This is a genomic window from Corynebacterium sp. UMB0012 (genome assembly GCF_030216265.1).
Taxonomy (GTDB): Bacteria; Actinomycetota; Actinomycetes; order Mycobacteriales; family Mycobacteriaceae; genus Corynebacterium.
Window position 1 is genome coordinate 24,017 of sequence record NZ_JASOKQ010000020.1, and the last position, 15,028, is coordinate 39,044.

General features: G+C 61.3%; 12 protein-coding genes. 7 read left to right on the forward strand and 5 right to left on the reverse strand.

The window, feature by feature from the left end; translation table 11 throughout:
* Positions 1-140 precede the first annotated feature (140 nt).
* From brnQ to QP324_RS09590, 3 genes are all read right to left on the reverse strand, one after another.
* Positions 141-1,541, reverse strand: a complete 1,401-nt coding sequence (gene brnQ, locus QP324_RS09580) for a branched-chain amino acid transport system II carrier protein (RefSeq protein ID WP_284815870.1) — start codon at positions 1,539-1,541, stop codon at positions 141-143.
* A gap of 204 nt (positions 1,542-1,745) precedes the next feature.
* On the reverse strand, positions 1,746-2,876 hold the full coding sequence (locus tag QP324_RS09585; protein WP_284815872.1) for a MalY/PatB family protein: 1,131 nt from the start codon (positions 2,874-2,876) through the stop codon (positions 1,746-1,748).
* Positions 2,877-2,928: 52 nt separating this feature from the next.
* Positions 2,929-4,839 carry an ABC transporter ATP-binding protein gene (locus tag QP324_RS09590; protein WP_284815874.1) on the reverse strand — a complete coding sequence of 637 codons (1,911 nt, stop codon included), beginning with the start codon at positions 4,837-4,839 and terminating at the stop codon, positions 2,929-2,931.
* 189 nt (positions 4,840-5,028) lie between these two features.
* On the opposite strand from QP324_RS09590, the gene QP324_RS09595 reads away from it, so the two are divergent.
* Together QP324_RS09595 and idi are read left to right on the forward strand one after the other, a co-directional pair.
* Positions 5,029-5,577 carry a hypothetical protein gene (locus tag QP324_RS09595; RefSeq protein WP_284768905.1) on the forward strand — a complete coding sequence of 183 codons (549 nt, stop codon included), beginning with the start codon at positions 5,029-5,031 and terminating at the stop codon, positions 5,575-5,577.
* Positions 5,574-6,110, forward strand: a complete 537-nt coding sequence (idi, locus tag QP324_RS09600; protein ID WP_284815876.1) for an isopentenyl-diphosphate Delta-isomerase — start codon at positions 5,574-5,576, stop codon at positions 6,108-6,110. Before QP324_RS09595 ends, idi begins: the two co-directional genes overlap by 4 nt.
* A 16-nt stretch (positions 6,111-6,126) precedes the next feature.
* On the opposite strand, the gene QP324_RS09605 is transcribed toward idi, so the two are convergent.
* Complete coding sequence (locus QP324_RS09605; RefSeq protein ID WP_284815878.1) at positions 6,127-7,428, reverse strand: carboxylesterase family protein; 1,302 nt, start codon at positions 7,426-7,428, stop codon at positions 6,127-6,129.
* Between the two features lie 38 nt (positions 7,429-7,466).
* Here QP324_RS09605 and QP324_RS09610 point away from each other — a divergent pair, with 38 nt between their 5' ends.
* A complete protein-coding gene (locus tag QP324_RS09610; protein WP_005324176.1) occupies positions 7,467-7,682 on the forward strand; it encodes a hypothetical protein in 216 nt (71 codons plus the stop codon).
* Positions 7,675-7,914: a hypothetical protein gene (locus tag QP324_RS09615; protein WP_284815879.1), complete on the forward strand. Its 240-nt coding sequence runs from the start codon at positions 7,675-7,677 to the stop codon at positions 7,912-7,914. The genes QP324_RS09610 and QP324_RS09615 overlap by 8 nt, the downstream gene beginning before the upstream one ends.
* Positions 7,915-7,948: 34 nt before the next feature.
* Here the strand turns inward: QP324_RS09615 and malQ are convergent, their stop codons facing one another.
* Complete coding sequence (malQ, locus tag QP324_RS09620) at positions 7,949-10,072, reverse strand: 4-alpha-glucanotransferase (RefSeq protein WP_284815881.1); 2,124 nt, start codon at positions 10,070-10,072, stop codon at positions 7,949-7,951.
* Positions 10,073-10,166: 94 nt separating this feature from the next.
* Between malQ and QP324_RS09625 the strand changes: the two genes are divergently transcribed.
* The 3 genes from QP324_RS09625 (at position 10,167) to QP324_RS09635 (ending at position 14,902) form a co-directional block, all read left to right on the forward strand.
* A complete protein-coding gene (locus QP324_RS09625) occupies positions 10,167-11,999 on the forward strand; it encodes a long-chain fatty acid--CoA ligase (RefSeq protein WP_239278685.1) in 1,833 nt (610 codons plus the stop codon).
* Positions 12,000-12,251: 252 nt separating this feature from the next.
* Positions 12,252-12,932 carry a hypothetical protein gene (locus QP324_RS09630; protein WP_005324183.1) on the forward strand — a complete coding sequence of 227 codons (681 nt, stop codon included), beginning with the start codon at positions 12,252-12,254 and terminating at the stop codon, positions 12,930-12,932.
* A 344-nt stretch (positions 12,933-13,276) separates the two neighbouring features.
* Positions 13,277-14,902, forward strand: coding sequence for a hypothetical protein (locus QP324_RS09635; RefSeq protein ID WP_284815883.1), 1,626 nt, complete (start codon positions 13,277-13,279; stop codon positions 14,900-14,902).
* Positions 14,903-15,028: the final 126 nt, after the last annotated feature.

A 15,028-nucleotide genomic window follows, 5' to 3' on the forward strand; every position in this document is an offset into this window, starting at 1 on the left:
GCCCGACTATTCCTGTCGGGGGCGATACAGCAGCGTGGAGTGGAGAGCGGTAGGCACACAGAAATCTCCCCTCTGCCTCGGCGCTGCGATGCAGTGCGGAGAGGGAGGGGAGTGGAGCGGAGTGAAGCAGGAGAAGGGTACTAAGCCTCGGCGAGGGCCTCAGTCTCGGCCGGTTCTTCCGCTTGTGGGTTGGCGGCGGCGTGCTTCTCGCCGGCCTTGGTGGCGATATCGACAACGAGGCCGATGACTGCCGCGATAGCGGTAGGAACAATCCAGCCCAAGTCCACGGACTGGCCGGGCGCCAGGCTCAAGAGGGGATCGAGTGCGTCGGCGCCCCAGCCCTGGGCGGCGATGACGGACAGAGCCGACCACAGCACCGATACCCACAGCGCCAGGCGGTAGGTCCAGTAAAAGACGACGGACTTTTTCACCATCGGCTGGATCAGCGTGAGAGCGATGAGGGAGATAGCCGGTGGGTACAAGAAGGTGATGAACGGAACCGCGATAGACAGCACCGTATCCAGGCCTTGGAAGGCAAAGAGGATGGACAGCGCGGTAAACAGGCACGCCCACACGTGGTACTTGACCTTGGGCATGAGCATCTCAAAGAAGGCCGACGTGGAGGTGATAAGGCCCACCGCGGTGGTCATGCAGGCCAGGATGACGATGGCAGAGAAGACGGCCTGGCCGATGGTGCCCATGGTGAGATTGGCGGCGTCGGCAAGCAGGGGCGCTCCCGACTCATAGGACTGGCCATTAGGGATAGTTTGGCCTACCCATGCCAAGCCCAGGTAGATTGCGCCCAGCAAAAAGCCGGCAATAAGCGCGGCGGTGATCGTGCCATTGACCAAGGACTTGCGGGTCTTAAAACCCTTGGAGCGCAAGGACGCGACAATCACGATGGAAAAGGCCAAGCCGGCAATCGCGTCCATGGTGTTATAGCCCTCGAACAGGCCGGTGACCATGGGGGAAGAAGAATAATCCTCGGTAGGGGTCTGGGGATCGCGGCCGTTGCTAAAAGCGGCCAAAGTGATAAGGACGATGAGCAGCGCTACCAGGGCTGGGGTAAGGAACTTGCCCAAGGTATCGATGATGGTGTTTGGGCTCCAGGCCAGCAATAAAGCGATAAGGAAGAAGACGATATTGAAGATGCCATTGGCCATGGTTCCTTCCCAGCCCAGAAGCGGGGTGATGGCGGTTTCCATGGACACGGCGCCGGTACGCGGCAGGGCGTAGAAAGCGCCGATGGCCAGGTAGGCCATCACGGAAAAGACCAGGCCGAAGAGGGCGCCGCCGTTGGAGCTCAGATCGCGCACGGAGCGACCAGAAATGGCAACGGCAACAATAGCTAGAACCGGAAGGAGTACGCCGGCGGCCAGGAAGCCGAGGACGGCGGGCCAAAAGTTGGTGCCGGCCGAAACGCCCACCATGGGCGGGAAGATGAGGTTGCCGGCGCCGAAGAACATCGAAAACAGCATCAGCGACGCGATTACGATGGTGGCGCCGGGCTTAGAGGTGCTTGACGCAACTGGGGTAGCCATTGTGGCTCCTTAATTTTCCATGTACAGCTAGAATGCGGGGAAGCTTCCCCATTCCGCCGAGGGTGGTGGCGGAGGCGGGGTGCCTCGTCGCGGTCCGAGGTGGCGGGTCACGCCTGTTCGTGTAATGAGACATTACCGCCCACATGGTGAGAAATCAAAGCGTGGGGGTGACGCAGAATACATGGTGGTCCCAGCTGGGCCGGCCTAATCGAGGGCCGCGAAGGCGCGCTCCATGCGGTCGAGCGCTTCTTCCAAGATTTCGCGCGAGGTAGAAAAGTTCAACCGCGCATGGCCCGGGCCGCCAGTGCCGAAGGTATCGCCCTCATTGAGCGCCACCTTGGCATTCTCGCGCAGCCACTTGGCCGGCTGCGGATTGCCACCGATAGCGGTATCGGCAAAGTCCAACCACAGCAGGTAGGTGGCATCCGGCTTGCTGGTCTTTAGGCCGGGGATGCGCTTGGGTAGCTCCTCCACCAACCAATCGCGGGTTTCGCGCAGGTAGGCCACCTCTTCATCGAGGAAATCGCCGCACTCGCGGTAGGCGGTCTCCGCGGCCAACACACCCAAGGTGCCCGTGCCATCCTTGGCCACGCCAGAAAGGCCATTCCAGGTGCGAACATCGGCCGTGTTGGAGAAAATAATCTGGGCGCACTTGAGGCCGGCGGTATTAAAGGCCTTAGACGTAGCGGTGACCGTGATGGTGCGCTCCGCGGCCGAGGCGCCGAGCGAGGCTACCGGGATATGCCGGCCCTCATAGACTAGCGGGGCGTGGATTTCATCGGCCAAGATGCGCGCGTCATATTTTTCAGCCAGCTTCACTAGCTCGGTGAGATAGTCCTCGTCCAACACGCGGCCGAGCGGATTATAGGGATTGGCCAACAAAATAGAGCCCGCGCCTGCCTGGAAGGCGCGCTCAATATCGTCGAGCTCCAAGCTGGTCTCGATCTTCTCACGGCCCGCGGTGCGTGGCAGTTCCAAAAGCGGTGGGTAGGAAGGAACCGGCACGACCACGGGCGAGTCCTCACGGGTGAAGTACTGCACGCCGAGCAATAGGCCGCGCACTACATCGCCGATCCAGAAAATATGGTCGGAGTTGGGGCGCCAGCCGTAGCGTGTGTCATAGAAATCGGCCACTGCTTCGCGCAGCCCCGAGGCCTTGGGTGCTGGGGTATAGCCGAAGGTTTCCTTATCCACCATGTCTTCCAGCGCCTTCTTTACGGCGGGCGCGGTGGGGAAATCGGACTCCGCGATCCACAGCGGCAGGACGTCTTCCTCGAAGACGGTCCATTTGCGGGTTCCGCGGGCTTGCAACTCTTCTAGGCTAGGAAACTCCATGGCCATAACCATAACGCGAAGCCCGCGGCCACCCCAGCACTTTTATGCGCTTTTATTCATCTTCCTTGTCGGCCCACCGGGAATCCTCCTCCGCGTCTTCGGGTTCGGCAGCAGGGCCGGAGACAAAACCATACTTCTTCAACCGGCGGCGGTCCGCGGCCGAGGTGGATTGGGTGAGCTTGAGCAACTCGGCATAAATGCCACCGGATTGCGCCAGCTCGGCCGGCGAGCCCATCTCATCAATGCGGCCGCGATCCAGGGTGATGATGGTATCCACATCCGCAATGGTGGATAGGCGGTGGGCAATAATCAGCGTGGTGCGGTCCTTCATTAGCTCATCCAGGCCGGCCTGCACGGCGCGCTCGGACTTGGTATCCAGCGCCGAGGTGGCCTCATCCAGCACTAGGATGGGCGCGTCCTTGAGCATGGCGCGCGCCACGGAGACGCGCTGCTTCTGCCCGCCGGAGAGCTTCAGACCGCGCTCACCAATGACCGTGTCATAGCCGTCCGGGAAGGCTTGGATGAACTCATGGGCATTGGCCCGCTTGGCGACGTCCACGATTTCCTCCTCCGTGGCACCCGGCTTGCCATAAGCTATGTTCTCGCGAATGGTGCCAGAAAAGAGGTAGGACTCCTGGAAGACCACGCCCACCGAGGCGCGCAGGCGCGAGGCGGTGAGATCGTCTACTCGGTGCCCCAGCACATCGAGGTGCCCGGCCGAGGGATGGTAAAGGCCTAGCAGGAGGTTGACCAACGTGGACTTACCGCCGCCGGACTCGCCCACGAGAGCGACCTTGTGGCCCTCAGAGGCGGTGAAGGAAATATCCTCCACCACGGGCTTGCCTTCCTCGTAGGCGAAGGAGACATGGTCAAAGGAGAAGACCGGCGCGCCGGGTGTGGGCTCCAGCGGGCGTACCGGGGTGAGGTCGAGCTGCGGGGTATGCGAACCGGTGGTGGCAGCAACCAGCTCGCGCGGTGCGGTAGGCTCGAGCTCTTCTTCCATGACCTTGAAGTAGTCCTTGGAACCGGCGATGGCGCGCTGGGCGGTATCGACAATCCAGCTCATCATGAAAACCGGCTGCTTCGCACTGGAGACCATTTGCAGCAACATGACCATATCGCCCAAGGAGAAATGCCCCTCGAGCGTGCGCCAGAAGATTACGCCGTAAATGCCGAGGAAGATAACCGCCATGGCTAGGCCACGGAAGGTATCCATCATGTGCCACCAGCGTGACTGCGGTTTGGTGGTATCGACCACGGTGCGGTAGCGCTGAGCAAAGTGGGAGAGCTCGCGGGTTTCGCTCACGAAGGACTTGGCCACCTTGACCTGGCCGATGACCTCGGCGAAGCGGCCGTTGGCGACGTCAATATTCTCGTTTTTGACCGCCTCAAATTTCTGCCAGCGCTTCGAAGTCAGCGCGGTAAGCCACATATAGACCGGAAAGAGCAGCGCGAGCAGGATAGCCAGCGGCCAGTAATACCACGCGGTAATGGCCAGCACCGCGAGGGTCTGGATGATCATCGTGAAGAAGTTATTGGCAAAGGACTGCACGAACTGCGTGATATTGGCAATCGAGCGATCCAGCCGGGCGATGATCGTGCCGGTGACCTGGTTATCGTAATAGCCCTGCGGGAGGGCCAGCAGCTTCGCAAAGTAACGCGTGGACAAAATCTCGCGCAGGCGCGAGACCATGACATCGCCGATGTAGCCGCCGATATTGCGGAAGAGGGCATTGGCGGCGTCGGCAAGGAAAAGCGCCACTGCCAGCAACAGCACCGTGCGCAGTGCATCGCTCAGTGGGGCGTCGTTCTGCAGGGCGTCCACGATGGTATCGGTGGCTTCGCGCGTCAGAAACGGCGAGACCAGTGCCACGACCGCCGTTATCGTGGCGGTTAGCAGCACGCCCAGGTAAAAGGGCCACAGGGCGGAGGCACTGCGGGTAATGCGCAAAATGGAATTCATAAGTAGACCACACTCACTTCGAAACGGCGGTTAGTGCGCGGAATTAGGGAAAGGAGGGAGAGATTTAAGCGACTGCCCAGTATGCCATATGCGGCGTTAACGAGCGTAAATACTTAAGTTCAGGGAGGTTTAGGCTAAGGTACTTGTGCAGAAATACAACAATCTTCGCGTGCAAAGGATCCATCCACGGTGAAAATTTCCCACACACTCGGCGCGGGCGTAGTCAGCGTACTTGCCGTGACCCTGACCGGATGTAGCGTTCTCCAGCCGGAAGAAACCGGGCTGGGGGACCATATCACCGTCTCCAGCTCCGAAGAGGCCCCGTACGAGGCCAAGGACACTGACGATAAGGAAGTTACTTCTAATCTGGCCGAGCCGGTGGAGGATAAGGGCCTTGGTGTGAGTTGGGAGTTGCAGGGCGTGTATACCGATAGCAACTCCGGTGGCACCGTAGTGACCATTCTGCTCAAGAACGACAACGACGTGCCCCTGCCTGTCGACGCCTTCGATGACCCCACCTTGGAGCGCGCCGATGGCAATGGCGGCTGGGCCAAGATCAATTCCTTGCCCTATGACAAGGAGTCCGCCCCGGGCGTAGAACCCCCGGGACTCGATCATCCGCTGGGCGCGGGCGCTTCGGTCAACCTGCAGTACCGCTATGACGTGACGCCTGGCAACCTGTGGAATGCGCGTTTGCACATTGGCAACGTGACCTGGGTAGGAGACCTTAATCTATGACAGAACTTGTAGTCTTGGCCTCTGCCGCAGGTGAACCCATCGGCACCGCTCCCAAGGCCGAAGTTCATACCACCGATACTCCGCTGCACTTTGCCTTCTCTGCCTGGCTGACCTGCGGCGGCAAGGTGTTAGTCACCCGCCGTGCGCTGAGCAAGCGCACTTGGCCCGGAGTGTGGACCAATGCCTTTTGCGGCCACCCCGCACCTGGCGAGGAGACCACGGATGCGGTGCTGCGTCGCGCTTCCTTTGAGCTCGGCATTGCGCCGGCGGATCTATCCACCCCGCGGCTTATCCTGCCGGACTTTTCTTATCGCGCGGTGGATTCCTCGGGCACGGTAGAAAATGAGATCTGCCCGGTATATACCGTCGAGCTTGCTGCCGACGCCGCTTGGGAGCCCAATCCAGACGAGGTTGATTCTTTCCAATGGGTCGAGCCGGAACGGCTCTTCGCCGCCGCCGATGCCATGCCCGGCGTCTTTAGCCCGTGGATGATTGACGAGCTCGCGGACAGCACGCTGCGCGCCGCGTTGTAATTTTCGGCGCCCGCTACTACCCAAGCTCGTCGTCGTTATAGAAGGCCGCGGCCACATAATCCAAGGTGGCATAGGCTAGCCGACGCTCGCCCGTATCCAGGTCAAATTCCAGCACTTGGTGGTCATCGCCGTAGCGGGGGAATCCGGGCTCGCCCGTGGTGGCATAGTGGCGCAACCACTCGTTGAGCTCGCCGGCGGGAGCGTTGTTCGCCTCCTCGCCTCCGCTGCCGCCAAAGAGCGGGTCTAACTCGGCGCAGTGCACCGCGGGCGAATCAGAGCGGGTAAATTCCATCATCCACGTGGGGCTTGGGGCCTCCTCGGCTACCTGGGCGGTCCAGCGGCGTACGGTGGCATCACCGATGAGGCGGCCCATCGGCCGCTGCGGATCGACGTAGTGCGCCAGCTGCCGCCACTGTTTGAAACGATCGTGCGACATCCCAAACTTGGGCGAGAGGTAGCTGGTAATAAAGCCGGCCAGTGCCATCCTGTCAATGCGCTGGGCCGCGGGCATATTGTAGAACTCATCGCGGGTGGAGGTCACCACGATGGGAATATCCGCAAGTTCTTCGGCGCGCAGTGGTGCGGGGCCCAAGGCGACGTCGAAGCGGTACTTCTTGCGGAATTTGGCATAGCCCTTGGCCAGCGATTCCGGGTCCATTTTCTCCAGCGCCTGGCGCGTGACTGGCACGCCGAGGGCCCGGCGCAGGTCGGTGATGCGGTGTTCAAAACGGTCGCGCGGGAATGCCGGCGAGAGCGCCAGCACGCGGCGGAAACCGCCCCGGAAATGATCGCGGCGCGCCAGCCACAGGCTTATCGCCGCCCCGGCGGATTGGCCCACCAAGGTGATATTGGTCTTATCGCCGCCAAAGGCTTCGATATTGTCTTGGAGCCACTCCAAGGCCAAGAGGCAATCATCAATGCCGCGGTAGCGGTCCGCCTCGTCGCCGTCGAAGCGCGCGAAGCCGGCCAAGCCCACCCGGTAACCCACGTTGACCTGGATTACCCCGTGGTGGGCATTCTTCGTTCCCGCTAGCCGTGAATCCTCGTGCGAGCCGTGCTCAAAGCGGCCGCCGTGAATGTAGACCACGACGGGGCACTCGGCGGCGTCGGCAGGCGCGGTAATGCTCAGCGCAATGTCATTTGGGCGTGGCTCGCGGGCATCCTGATCAAGGGCGCCATCCAGTGGCTCGGCAGGCGAGTAGTCACTGGGGATGGTGCTATAGCGCACCGAATGGAAATAGTGCAGGCCATCGCGTCGCACGCCGGTGATCCGGCCGGAGGCGGTGGCGACGGTAACGGGAATCTGGGCGCTCGACATGACAGCCAGATTACCGCGAGCAAGTAGGATAAGTAGCCATGGAGTGGTTGACGAGCTTGGGCAGCACGTTATCGCAATTGTTGGTGCAGGCGCCCGTGTGGATTCAAATGGTCATCGTGGTGGCCATCGCCGTGCCACTTATGGTGGTCATAGCCTGGTGCCTGATGTGGGCGGTCGACCGCGTGGCAAATCGGGCCGCCGGAGTGATTTCCCAGCAGCGCAGCCGCAGCACTAAGGTAGACCATCATGGCTGAGGAAAATAACGAGCGCGCGCGGCAGGAGCGCGCCGAGCTGCGCGCCAACCCCCGCGAGGGCCTTTGGGACCCCGAAGCCAAGCGTGCCGGCCAGCCTTCCGCCCCGGCAACCACGCCCGGCGCCCAGCCGGCAAAGCGCAAGCGCGCCCTGCCCAAATCGCGAGTCTCCCTCACGCTGTGGACGATGATCGCGCTGGTCATCGTCGTCGCCCTCATCGGCCTGTGGACCTAGGCGCGCCCACCGCCTGCCGAGGCCGGGGCCAGCGCTAGTCCTTCCGACTGGTGGCTGCTAAGCGCTGGAAGAATTCCGCCTTAGGAAGATCCTCGATGAGCAGAGCGGTGCCGTTGGTATCGCACAGCGGCACGCACCAATTGGGATAAAGCTCGTGCGTGGTGCCCGGCTGATTTTGCGCACGTACATCACCCACCATGTCCACCAAGCTGGTGCAGGCAAGTGCTGAAGGCGTGCCCGCAATATAGCGGTGCAGCGCCACAGAGATGTCTTCCTCCGCGCCGCGGGAGGCGCGCTCGGCCGGATCTACGAGGTAATCGCGCTGCGGCAATAGGCCACGGTTCGCTACCGCGCCCAATACGCGGGCCTGCCACTCGATGTCATCGCGCTGTTCGTCCTCCACCGAGCGGGTCAGCACGCCTAAGCGCGCGCGGAGCGAAATATGGTCGCCGCGCAGGTACGCCAAGGTTGGCGGCAGATCGTGTGTATTGACCGAGGACAGCGCCAGCTGGCGGTACTTCTCTTGCGGCAGCGGGGAGTAGTCATCATCGTCGCGTTCAAACCACACGATGGAGGTACCCAGCACCGCCTTCTGCGCGAGCACGTCTTGTACCCACGGCTCGACGGTGCCCAGGTCCTCACCGATGACCACCGCACCAGCGCGCTGCGCCTCTAGCGCCAAGATGCCCACCATGGCTTCAAAGTCATAGGAGACATAGGTGCCCGTCAGCGGGCTGGCCATGCGCGGGATCCAATACAGGCGGAAAAGACCCAAGATGTGGTCCACGCGCACGCCGCCGGCGTGGCGCAGCACGGTGGAGAGCATCTCGCGCCACGGGGCATATCCCGCGGCGGCCAGGCGCTGCGGGTGCCATGGCGGCTGCGACCAATCCTGGCCCTGCTGGTTATAGTCATCCGGCGGCGCACCTACCGAGCACTGCGGCGCCAAATACTCAGTAAGGTTTACGGCATCGGCGCCGCCCGGGTGCACCCCCACGGCGAGGTCAGTCACCAGGCCCAGGTGCATGCCGGCATCGAGTGCGCGCTGCTGCGCGGCGGCCAGCTGCTCATCGCACAGGAACTGCAGCCAGGAATAAAAGCGCGTGAGCGTGTCCATGTCCAGGCCTTCGGCATGGCGCTGGCCTGACTGCGCCGCGGCGTCTTGCTGCGCACACCAATACGCAAAATCGCGCAGGCCACGGCCCTCCTCGCGGGCGTAGCGCACGAAGGCCTCTTCGCGCTCCGGGGAGGGCTGGTAGTTAAAAAGCTCGCGCAGCACCTGCAGCTTGGCCTCAAAAATGGTGTTGCGGTCAATCTCCTCGGCGCTGCGATTGCGCTGGCGAAACTCCTCGGCCAGCTCGCGCACATCATCCTGCAGGTCCTCCGGCAGGAGCTTGAGCTCCGGGATGGATTCGATGTGCAGGTACAGCGGATTGATGAAGCGCCGCGTGGTGGGCAGGTACGGCGAGTCCTCCACCGGCGGAAGCGGCTCGGCGGCATGCAGCGGATTGACCAGCAAGAAATCCGCGTGCGGGGCCAGAGTCTCCGCCAGCTGCCCCAAATCCTGGAAATCGCCAATGCCCCAGGAGGACTCCGAGCGCACCGAATACAGCTGCGCCATCACGCCGCTAATGGGGCGCTCCACACACTCATCGGCCGTGGAAAGGCGCGCCGGGGTGATAATCAGCGGGCAGACATGCTTGCCGATGCCCTCGGACTCCAACACCAACTCGTGGTAGCCCATGGGCAGATCGCCGGGGATGTGGAAGTTTGCCTCGCCCCACAGCGTGCCATCAACGTCAGCATCAGGGACGTCATTGGGGTCTTGGTAGACCTCACGGGTGCCTCCTTCCTCCAACTCAATGTGTACGTTGGCGGCATCGCCCGCGTGCACGTGGACCACGAACCCGCGCTCCTGGCCCTGGGGTGCGACCACGCAGTGGGGGAGGGGCTGGGAGGAGCGGTCCAGGTAGTCGTCGTAAAGCAGCTGCGTGAGCGCCGCATCGTCCGGATTGTCTTCGATGGCCACGCCCAAGGCGCGCAGAGTATAGGCAATAGTGTCTTCAGCGACGTGGACGGGGAAACCAGACTGGGAGGTATAGCTGGTGGCCACGCCGTGGCGCTGAGCGAGTTCTTCAAGCAAGTCGCGGGTAGTCACAGGCCACATTGTGCCACGGGGACAACGCGCCTGCTGGGGAACTGATTGGTACAGTAGGCGGAGATTAATAATTAGCTGTTCGAAAGGACACCGCGTGACCCTGCAAGAAGTGCATACCCCAGCGCAATTTACTATCGAGCCGGGCGAAACCTGCCTGACCGCCCTGATGGACACCGCGAAGAAGCGCCCTCACGGCGTCATGTTTACCCGCCCGGCTAACTATGAGTGGGTCAATGTCACGGGCAAAGAATTCATCGATGAGGTCTTTGAAGTAGCCCAGGGACTTATCGCCCTGGGTGTGCAGCAGGGGGATCGCGTCGCCCTTATCTCTGCCACCCGCTATGAGTGGTCCCTGCTGGACTTCGCCATCTGGGCCGCCGGTGCCGCCTCCGTGCCGGTCTACCCGTCCTCTTCTGCCTCCCAGGTGCGTTGGATCATTGAGGACTCCGGCGCCGTGCTCGCCATTACGGAAACCCGCGAGCACTCCGAGCTGGTAGAAAACCTGGTGCTGCAAGAAGACGGCGAGCCCAATCTCAAGGGCTCCCCATCGCAGCTGCGCCGCGTGCTGGAAATTAACTCTTCTGCCATCGATACCTTGAAGTTCGAGGGCCGCGGCGTGGCCGCCGACGAGGTATACGCCCGCATCAAGGCCACCTCCACCGATGACCTGGCCTCCCTGGTGTATACCTCGGGCACCACCGGCCGCCCCAAGGGCTGCATCCTGACCCACCGCAACTGGCTGGCCCAGACCCGTGGCCTGTGCACCAACCCGATTGGCATCTTCGCCGTGCCGGGTAGCCACACCCTGACCTTCCTGCCGCTGGCCCACGTCTTTGCTCGCGCGGTATCCATTGCGGTGGCCATGCGTGGTGCCTCCCAGAATCACTGGTCGGACTTTTCCACCATCTCCATCGAATTTGCCCGCTCCCGTCCCAACGTCATTCTGGGCGTGCCGCGCGTCTTTGAAAAGGTGCGCAACTCTGCTGCCGCAAAGGTGGCCGATTCCGGTATCAAGACCTTGCTTTTTGAGCAGTCCGAGAAGGTAGCCATCGAGTACTCCAAGGCTTTGGATAAGCCGGAGGGGCCGGACCGCTTCCTCAAGGCCAAGCACAAGGTCTTTGACAAGCTGGTCTACTCCACCATCCGCAAAGGCGTGGGCGGCAACGTGAACTACTGCATTACCGGCGGCTCCGCCATGGGCCACGACCTGCTGCACTGGTACCGCGGCATCGGCATCCCGGTCTATGAGGGCTATGGCTTGACCGAGGTCGCCGCCGCGGCCGCGGTGGACTTTGTGGATCAGTCCATCGGCACCGTTGGCCCGCCGATGGGTGGCGTGACCTTCCGCATCAACGATGAAGGCGAAATCTGCATCAAGGGAGATATCGTCTTCCACGGTTACTGGAATAATCCGGAAGCCACGGCCGAGGCCCTCGAGGATGGCTGGTACAACACCGGCGACCTGGGTGAGATTGATGAGGACGGCAAGCTCGTTATCACCGGCCGCAAGAAGGACCTCATTGTCACGGCCGGCGGCAAGAATGTCTCGCCTGGCCCGATGGAGGATATCCTGCGCGGACACCCGCTTATCTCCCAGGCCATGGTGGTTGGCGATGGCAAGCCCTTCGTTGGTGTGCTGCTGACGCTGGATCCGGACATTTTGAAGCGCTGGAAGCTGGACCACAACATTCCGGAGAATCGCTCCATGCGCGAGCTGGCTACCGATCCGACCCTGCGCGCGGAGCTGCAGGATGCCATCAACCAGGTTAATTCCACCGTCTCCCATGCGGAGGGCATCAAGAAGTTCTACATCCTCGAATCTGACCTTACCGAGGAAGAAAATGAGCTGACCCCCACCATGAAGGTTAAGCGCAACGTGGTAGCGCAGCGCTATGCTGCGGCCATCGAGCACCTGTACAAGCGCTAGGCTGCGCGACGGGTACACCCGAGGGAATTCCCTCGGGTGTTTCTTTTTGCCCTGCTTGCCGACGCCCCCTTCTGCAGCTCACCCCACCATCCTCGCTTCAGTGCGAGCGAACCTGCCATAAACCTGTGAATGGCTTCGGAGTGTCGCGCGCTCGTGGCGGCGGATCTCGCATAAAGTCGTGAGGCGTTACAGCAAACCTCAACCTCTACTAGAGGTTAGAAATGGGACCGTGGAAGGAGTGGCTCGAAGCCTATGCATAAAATCGCCGCCGAGCTGCGCCACCGCGAGCTTACGCAAGAGATTTACAATATCGGCGACGAAGTCGCAGAATATCTCGAGCACCTCATTGAAGCCATCGAGGATTGGGACGAAGAGCTGTGCATGGATTGCCTAGCTGAGCTGGGCGATATCGTCGAAGACGCCCGCGTTGACTCCGGCCGTTGTGTAGGCGAGCTGATGGGCCTGCGCCAAGCCCTGGTCTCCGGTGTGCGCTCCGGTACCATTTCCGCCGCTTCTTCCGGCGTGAATGACGTGGAAGAGCCGGAACAACTTACCCCGCGCCTATTGGATGAGCGATTCCCCATCTCCAAGCCCATCGTGGTGCACGAGCTGGCCGAGTCCCTGCGCTCTCGCACCCAGGCCGTGGCGGATTACCTCCGCGAGGTAGTCGAGTACGTGCTCGCGCAAACCGACGCCGTGGCCCGCAACCTCGACATGGTCTCGCTGCCGCACTTGTACAAGCGCACCGGCGAGTCCGCCCTCATTGCGGTCCAAGCGTGGAAGCACACGGTGCTTGATACCCACCCGGCCTATGTCCGCACGATGCGCGGGCATAACCCACCGCAGTTCTTAGAAGAGCGTGCCCGCGTTGCCGCAGTGGTGGAAAAGGTCCGCGCCAAGCGCGAGGCGGCCCGCCGGGCTACAACTGCATAAATCACATAGACTTCCTCGTTTCACGCAAGGGGATGTTCACGGCCACCGAGATTCCCTCTCTCGGTGGCCGTTGAAGTTTTCTGCGCCAGAGTGCCCCAATTCGGGGAAGCATTTAGGGAAATTTTAGGTTAACGGCCGTTCCATATAATTTTTATTATGCCTGTTCAGTGGCCTGGGCGCTGTATCCAGCGGTATTGTTGCTGGGTAAACCTTAAAATTTAAGTAGAAAATACTCTTAACGCGCTGTAGGGTATTCCCCGTCCATGCGAACGCCGTGACCCAGCACCATCCGCACGCGGCGCGCGCAATGTCATTTTTTAACCACATCTACAGGGAGTTAATCCATGGGCGCACGCCGAACTTCTCGCCTCATTGCCAGCGCAGTGGCCGTAGCCACCTTCTCTTCCATCACTGTTGTGCCTACCGCCGTCGCCGCCGACGACACCACCTTCGTCGACGAAAAGACCACCGACGCTACCGTTAGCCTCAACGGCATCGAATTCGATGAAGACGGCAACCTGCTGGAGGAAAACAACGCCGGCGATAAGGCGATGGAAGAACTCGACGCGGAAGAAGACGCCGCCGAGTCCATCACCCCGTACGCCGTAGACGGCGCGGAGGGGACCGCGGAGGCTCCGGCTTCCGAGGAGTCTGCAAAGCCGACCACCCTCGAGGAACTTGCACAGACTGAGGCCTCCAACGGCGACGTCAACGTCAAGGTGGTCAAGGATGAGAAGAAGGATAAGCTCGTCTGTGAGGTAACTGATGCCCCTGACAAGGAAGGCAACATGCTTGACCTCAAGCTAGCGCTGGCTAAGGCCTTCTACGATGGTGGCGAAAAGATCCTCAAGACCGTCTGGGAAGTCATCCCGGTTGTCGGTGACTTGGTTCCGTCCGATTTCATTGACAAGATTTCCGGTAAGACCTGGGACGGCATTGCCAAGCTGGTCAAGGAAGGCGAAAAGGACAAGACCGTGACCTGGGATCTTTCCCGCGCCCAGGGCATGGCCATCGGCCGTATCGATAACGCCGATGCCGACGTTGATATGAACAACCCGGATGGCGCTAAGAAGACCGTTTCCGGCCTGCTCAAGTTCGCAGACGGTGTCTTTGGCAAGGGCACCACGGTAATCCTGAAGCTCTTCAATGCAGCCGTTACCATCGCAGGCCTGGTTCCTGGCGCGGGTGTTGCTGGTGACCTGAAGCTGAGCAAGGATCAGCAGAAGAGCATCGAAGACTCCCTGAACAACATCTCCGCCGCAGCCTCCGATCTCGCGGCCGTGAACGCCCCAGCCGGCCAGCTGTGCTCCGATATGCTCAACGGTAAGAAGACCAAGGACCAGCCTGCAGAGGACAACCCTTCTGAGGAGCCTTCCTCTGAGGAGACCACTTCCGAGGCTCCGGCTTCTGAGGATGCTACCTCTGCAGAGACCACCCCGTCCGAGTCTGCAGAAGAGACCTCCGCAGAAGAGACTTCCACCGAGGAGACCTCCGCAGAAGAATCGGCCACCGAAGAGCCGACCTCTGAAGAATCCACCGAGCCTTCCACTACCGAAGCTGCGGTTGTTCCGGGCAAAGACGGCCAGGACGGTAAGGACGGCCAGGACGGCGTAGATGGCAAGGATGTCCAAGATGGCCGCGATGGTCGTGACGGTCGTGACGGTAAGGATGGCGAGAACGGCCGCGATGGACGCGATGGTCGTGACGGCCGAGACGGTGAGGATGGCCGCGACGGCGAAGACGGCCAGGATGGCCGCGATGGCCGCGATGGCCGCGACGGACGTGACGGCCGCGATGGCATCAATGGTAAAGACGGCAAGGATGCAGATATGTCTTCCGTCGCAGGGTTCTCCTTCCTGGCTGCACTCGTAGGCGGCGGCACGGTGCTGGGCATCCTATCCACCATCGACTACCTCTACACCCACGGCATGCTGCCGAAGAACAGTGTCCCATGGCGTATCAACCAGTAAGATCTTCCTTTTGAGGTATTAGCTGGAAGTAGTAGAGCCTTCGCGAGCATGAACTGCTCCCCATTAGTTGGACTGAGAAATCAGTTTCCGATTAGTGGGGAGTAGTTTTCATTGAGAGCCCGAAGT

Excerpts from the sequence above, each read along its gene's own strand:
- QP324_RS09610 (WP_005324176.1), top strand. The coding sequence starts at position 7,467 with ATGGAGTGGTTGACGAGCTTGGGCAGCACGTTATCGCAATTGTTGGTG.
- QP324_RS09605 (WP_284815878.1), bottom strand. The coding sequence starts at position 7,428 with ATGTCGAGCGCCCAGATTCCCGTTACCGTCGCCACCGCCTCCGGCCGG.
- QP324_RS09590 (WP_284815874.1), bottom strand. The coding sequence starts at position 4,839 with ATGAATTCCATTTTGCGCATTACCCGCAGTGCCTCCGCCCTGTGGCCC.
- brnQ (WP_284815870.1), bottom strand. The coding sequence starts at position 1,541 with ATGGCTACCCCAGTTGCGTCAAGCACCTCTAAGCCCGGCGCCACCATC.
- QP324_RS09635 (WP_284815883.1), top strand. The coding sequence starts at position 13,277 with ATGGGCGCACGCCGAACTTCTCGCCTCATTGCCAGCGCAGTGGCCGTA.
- QP324_RS09630 (WP_005324183.1), top strand. The coding sequence starts at position 12,252 with ATGCATAAAATCGCCGCCGAGCTGCGCCACCGCGAGCTTACGCAAGAG.
- QP324_RS09585 (WP_284815872.1), bottom strand. The coding sequence starts at position 2,876 with ATGGAGTTTCCTAGCCTAGAAGAGTTGCAAGCCCGCGGAACCCGCAAA.
- idi (WP_284815876.1), top strand. The coding sequence starts at position 5,574 with ATGACAGAACTTGTAGTCTTGGCCTCTGCCGCAGGTGAACCCATCGGC.
- QP324_RS09615 (WP_284815879.1), top strand. The coding sequence starts at position 7,675 with ATGGCTGAGGAAAATAACGAGCGCGCGCGGCAGGAGCGCGCCGAGCTG.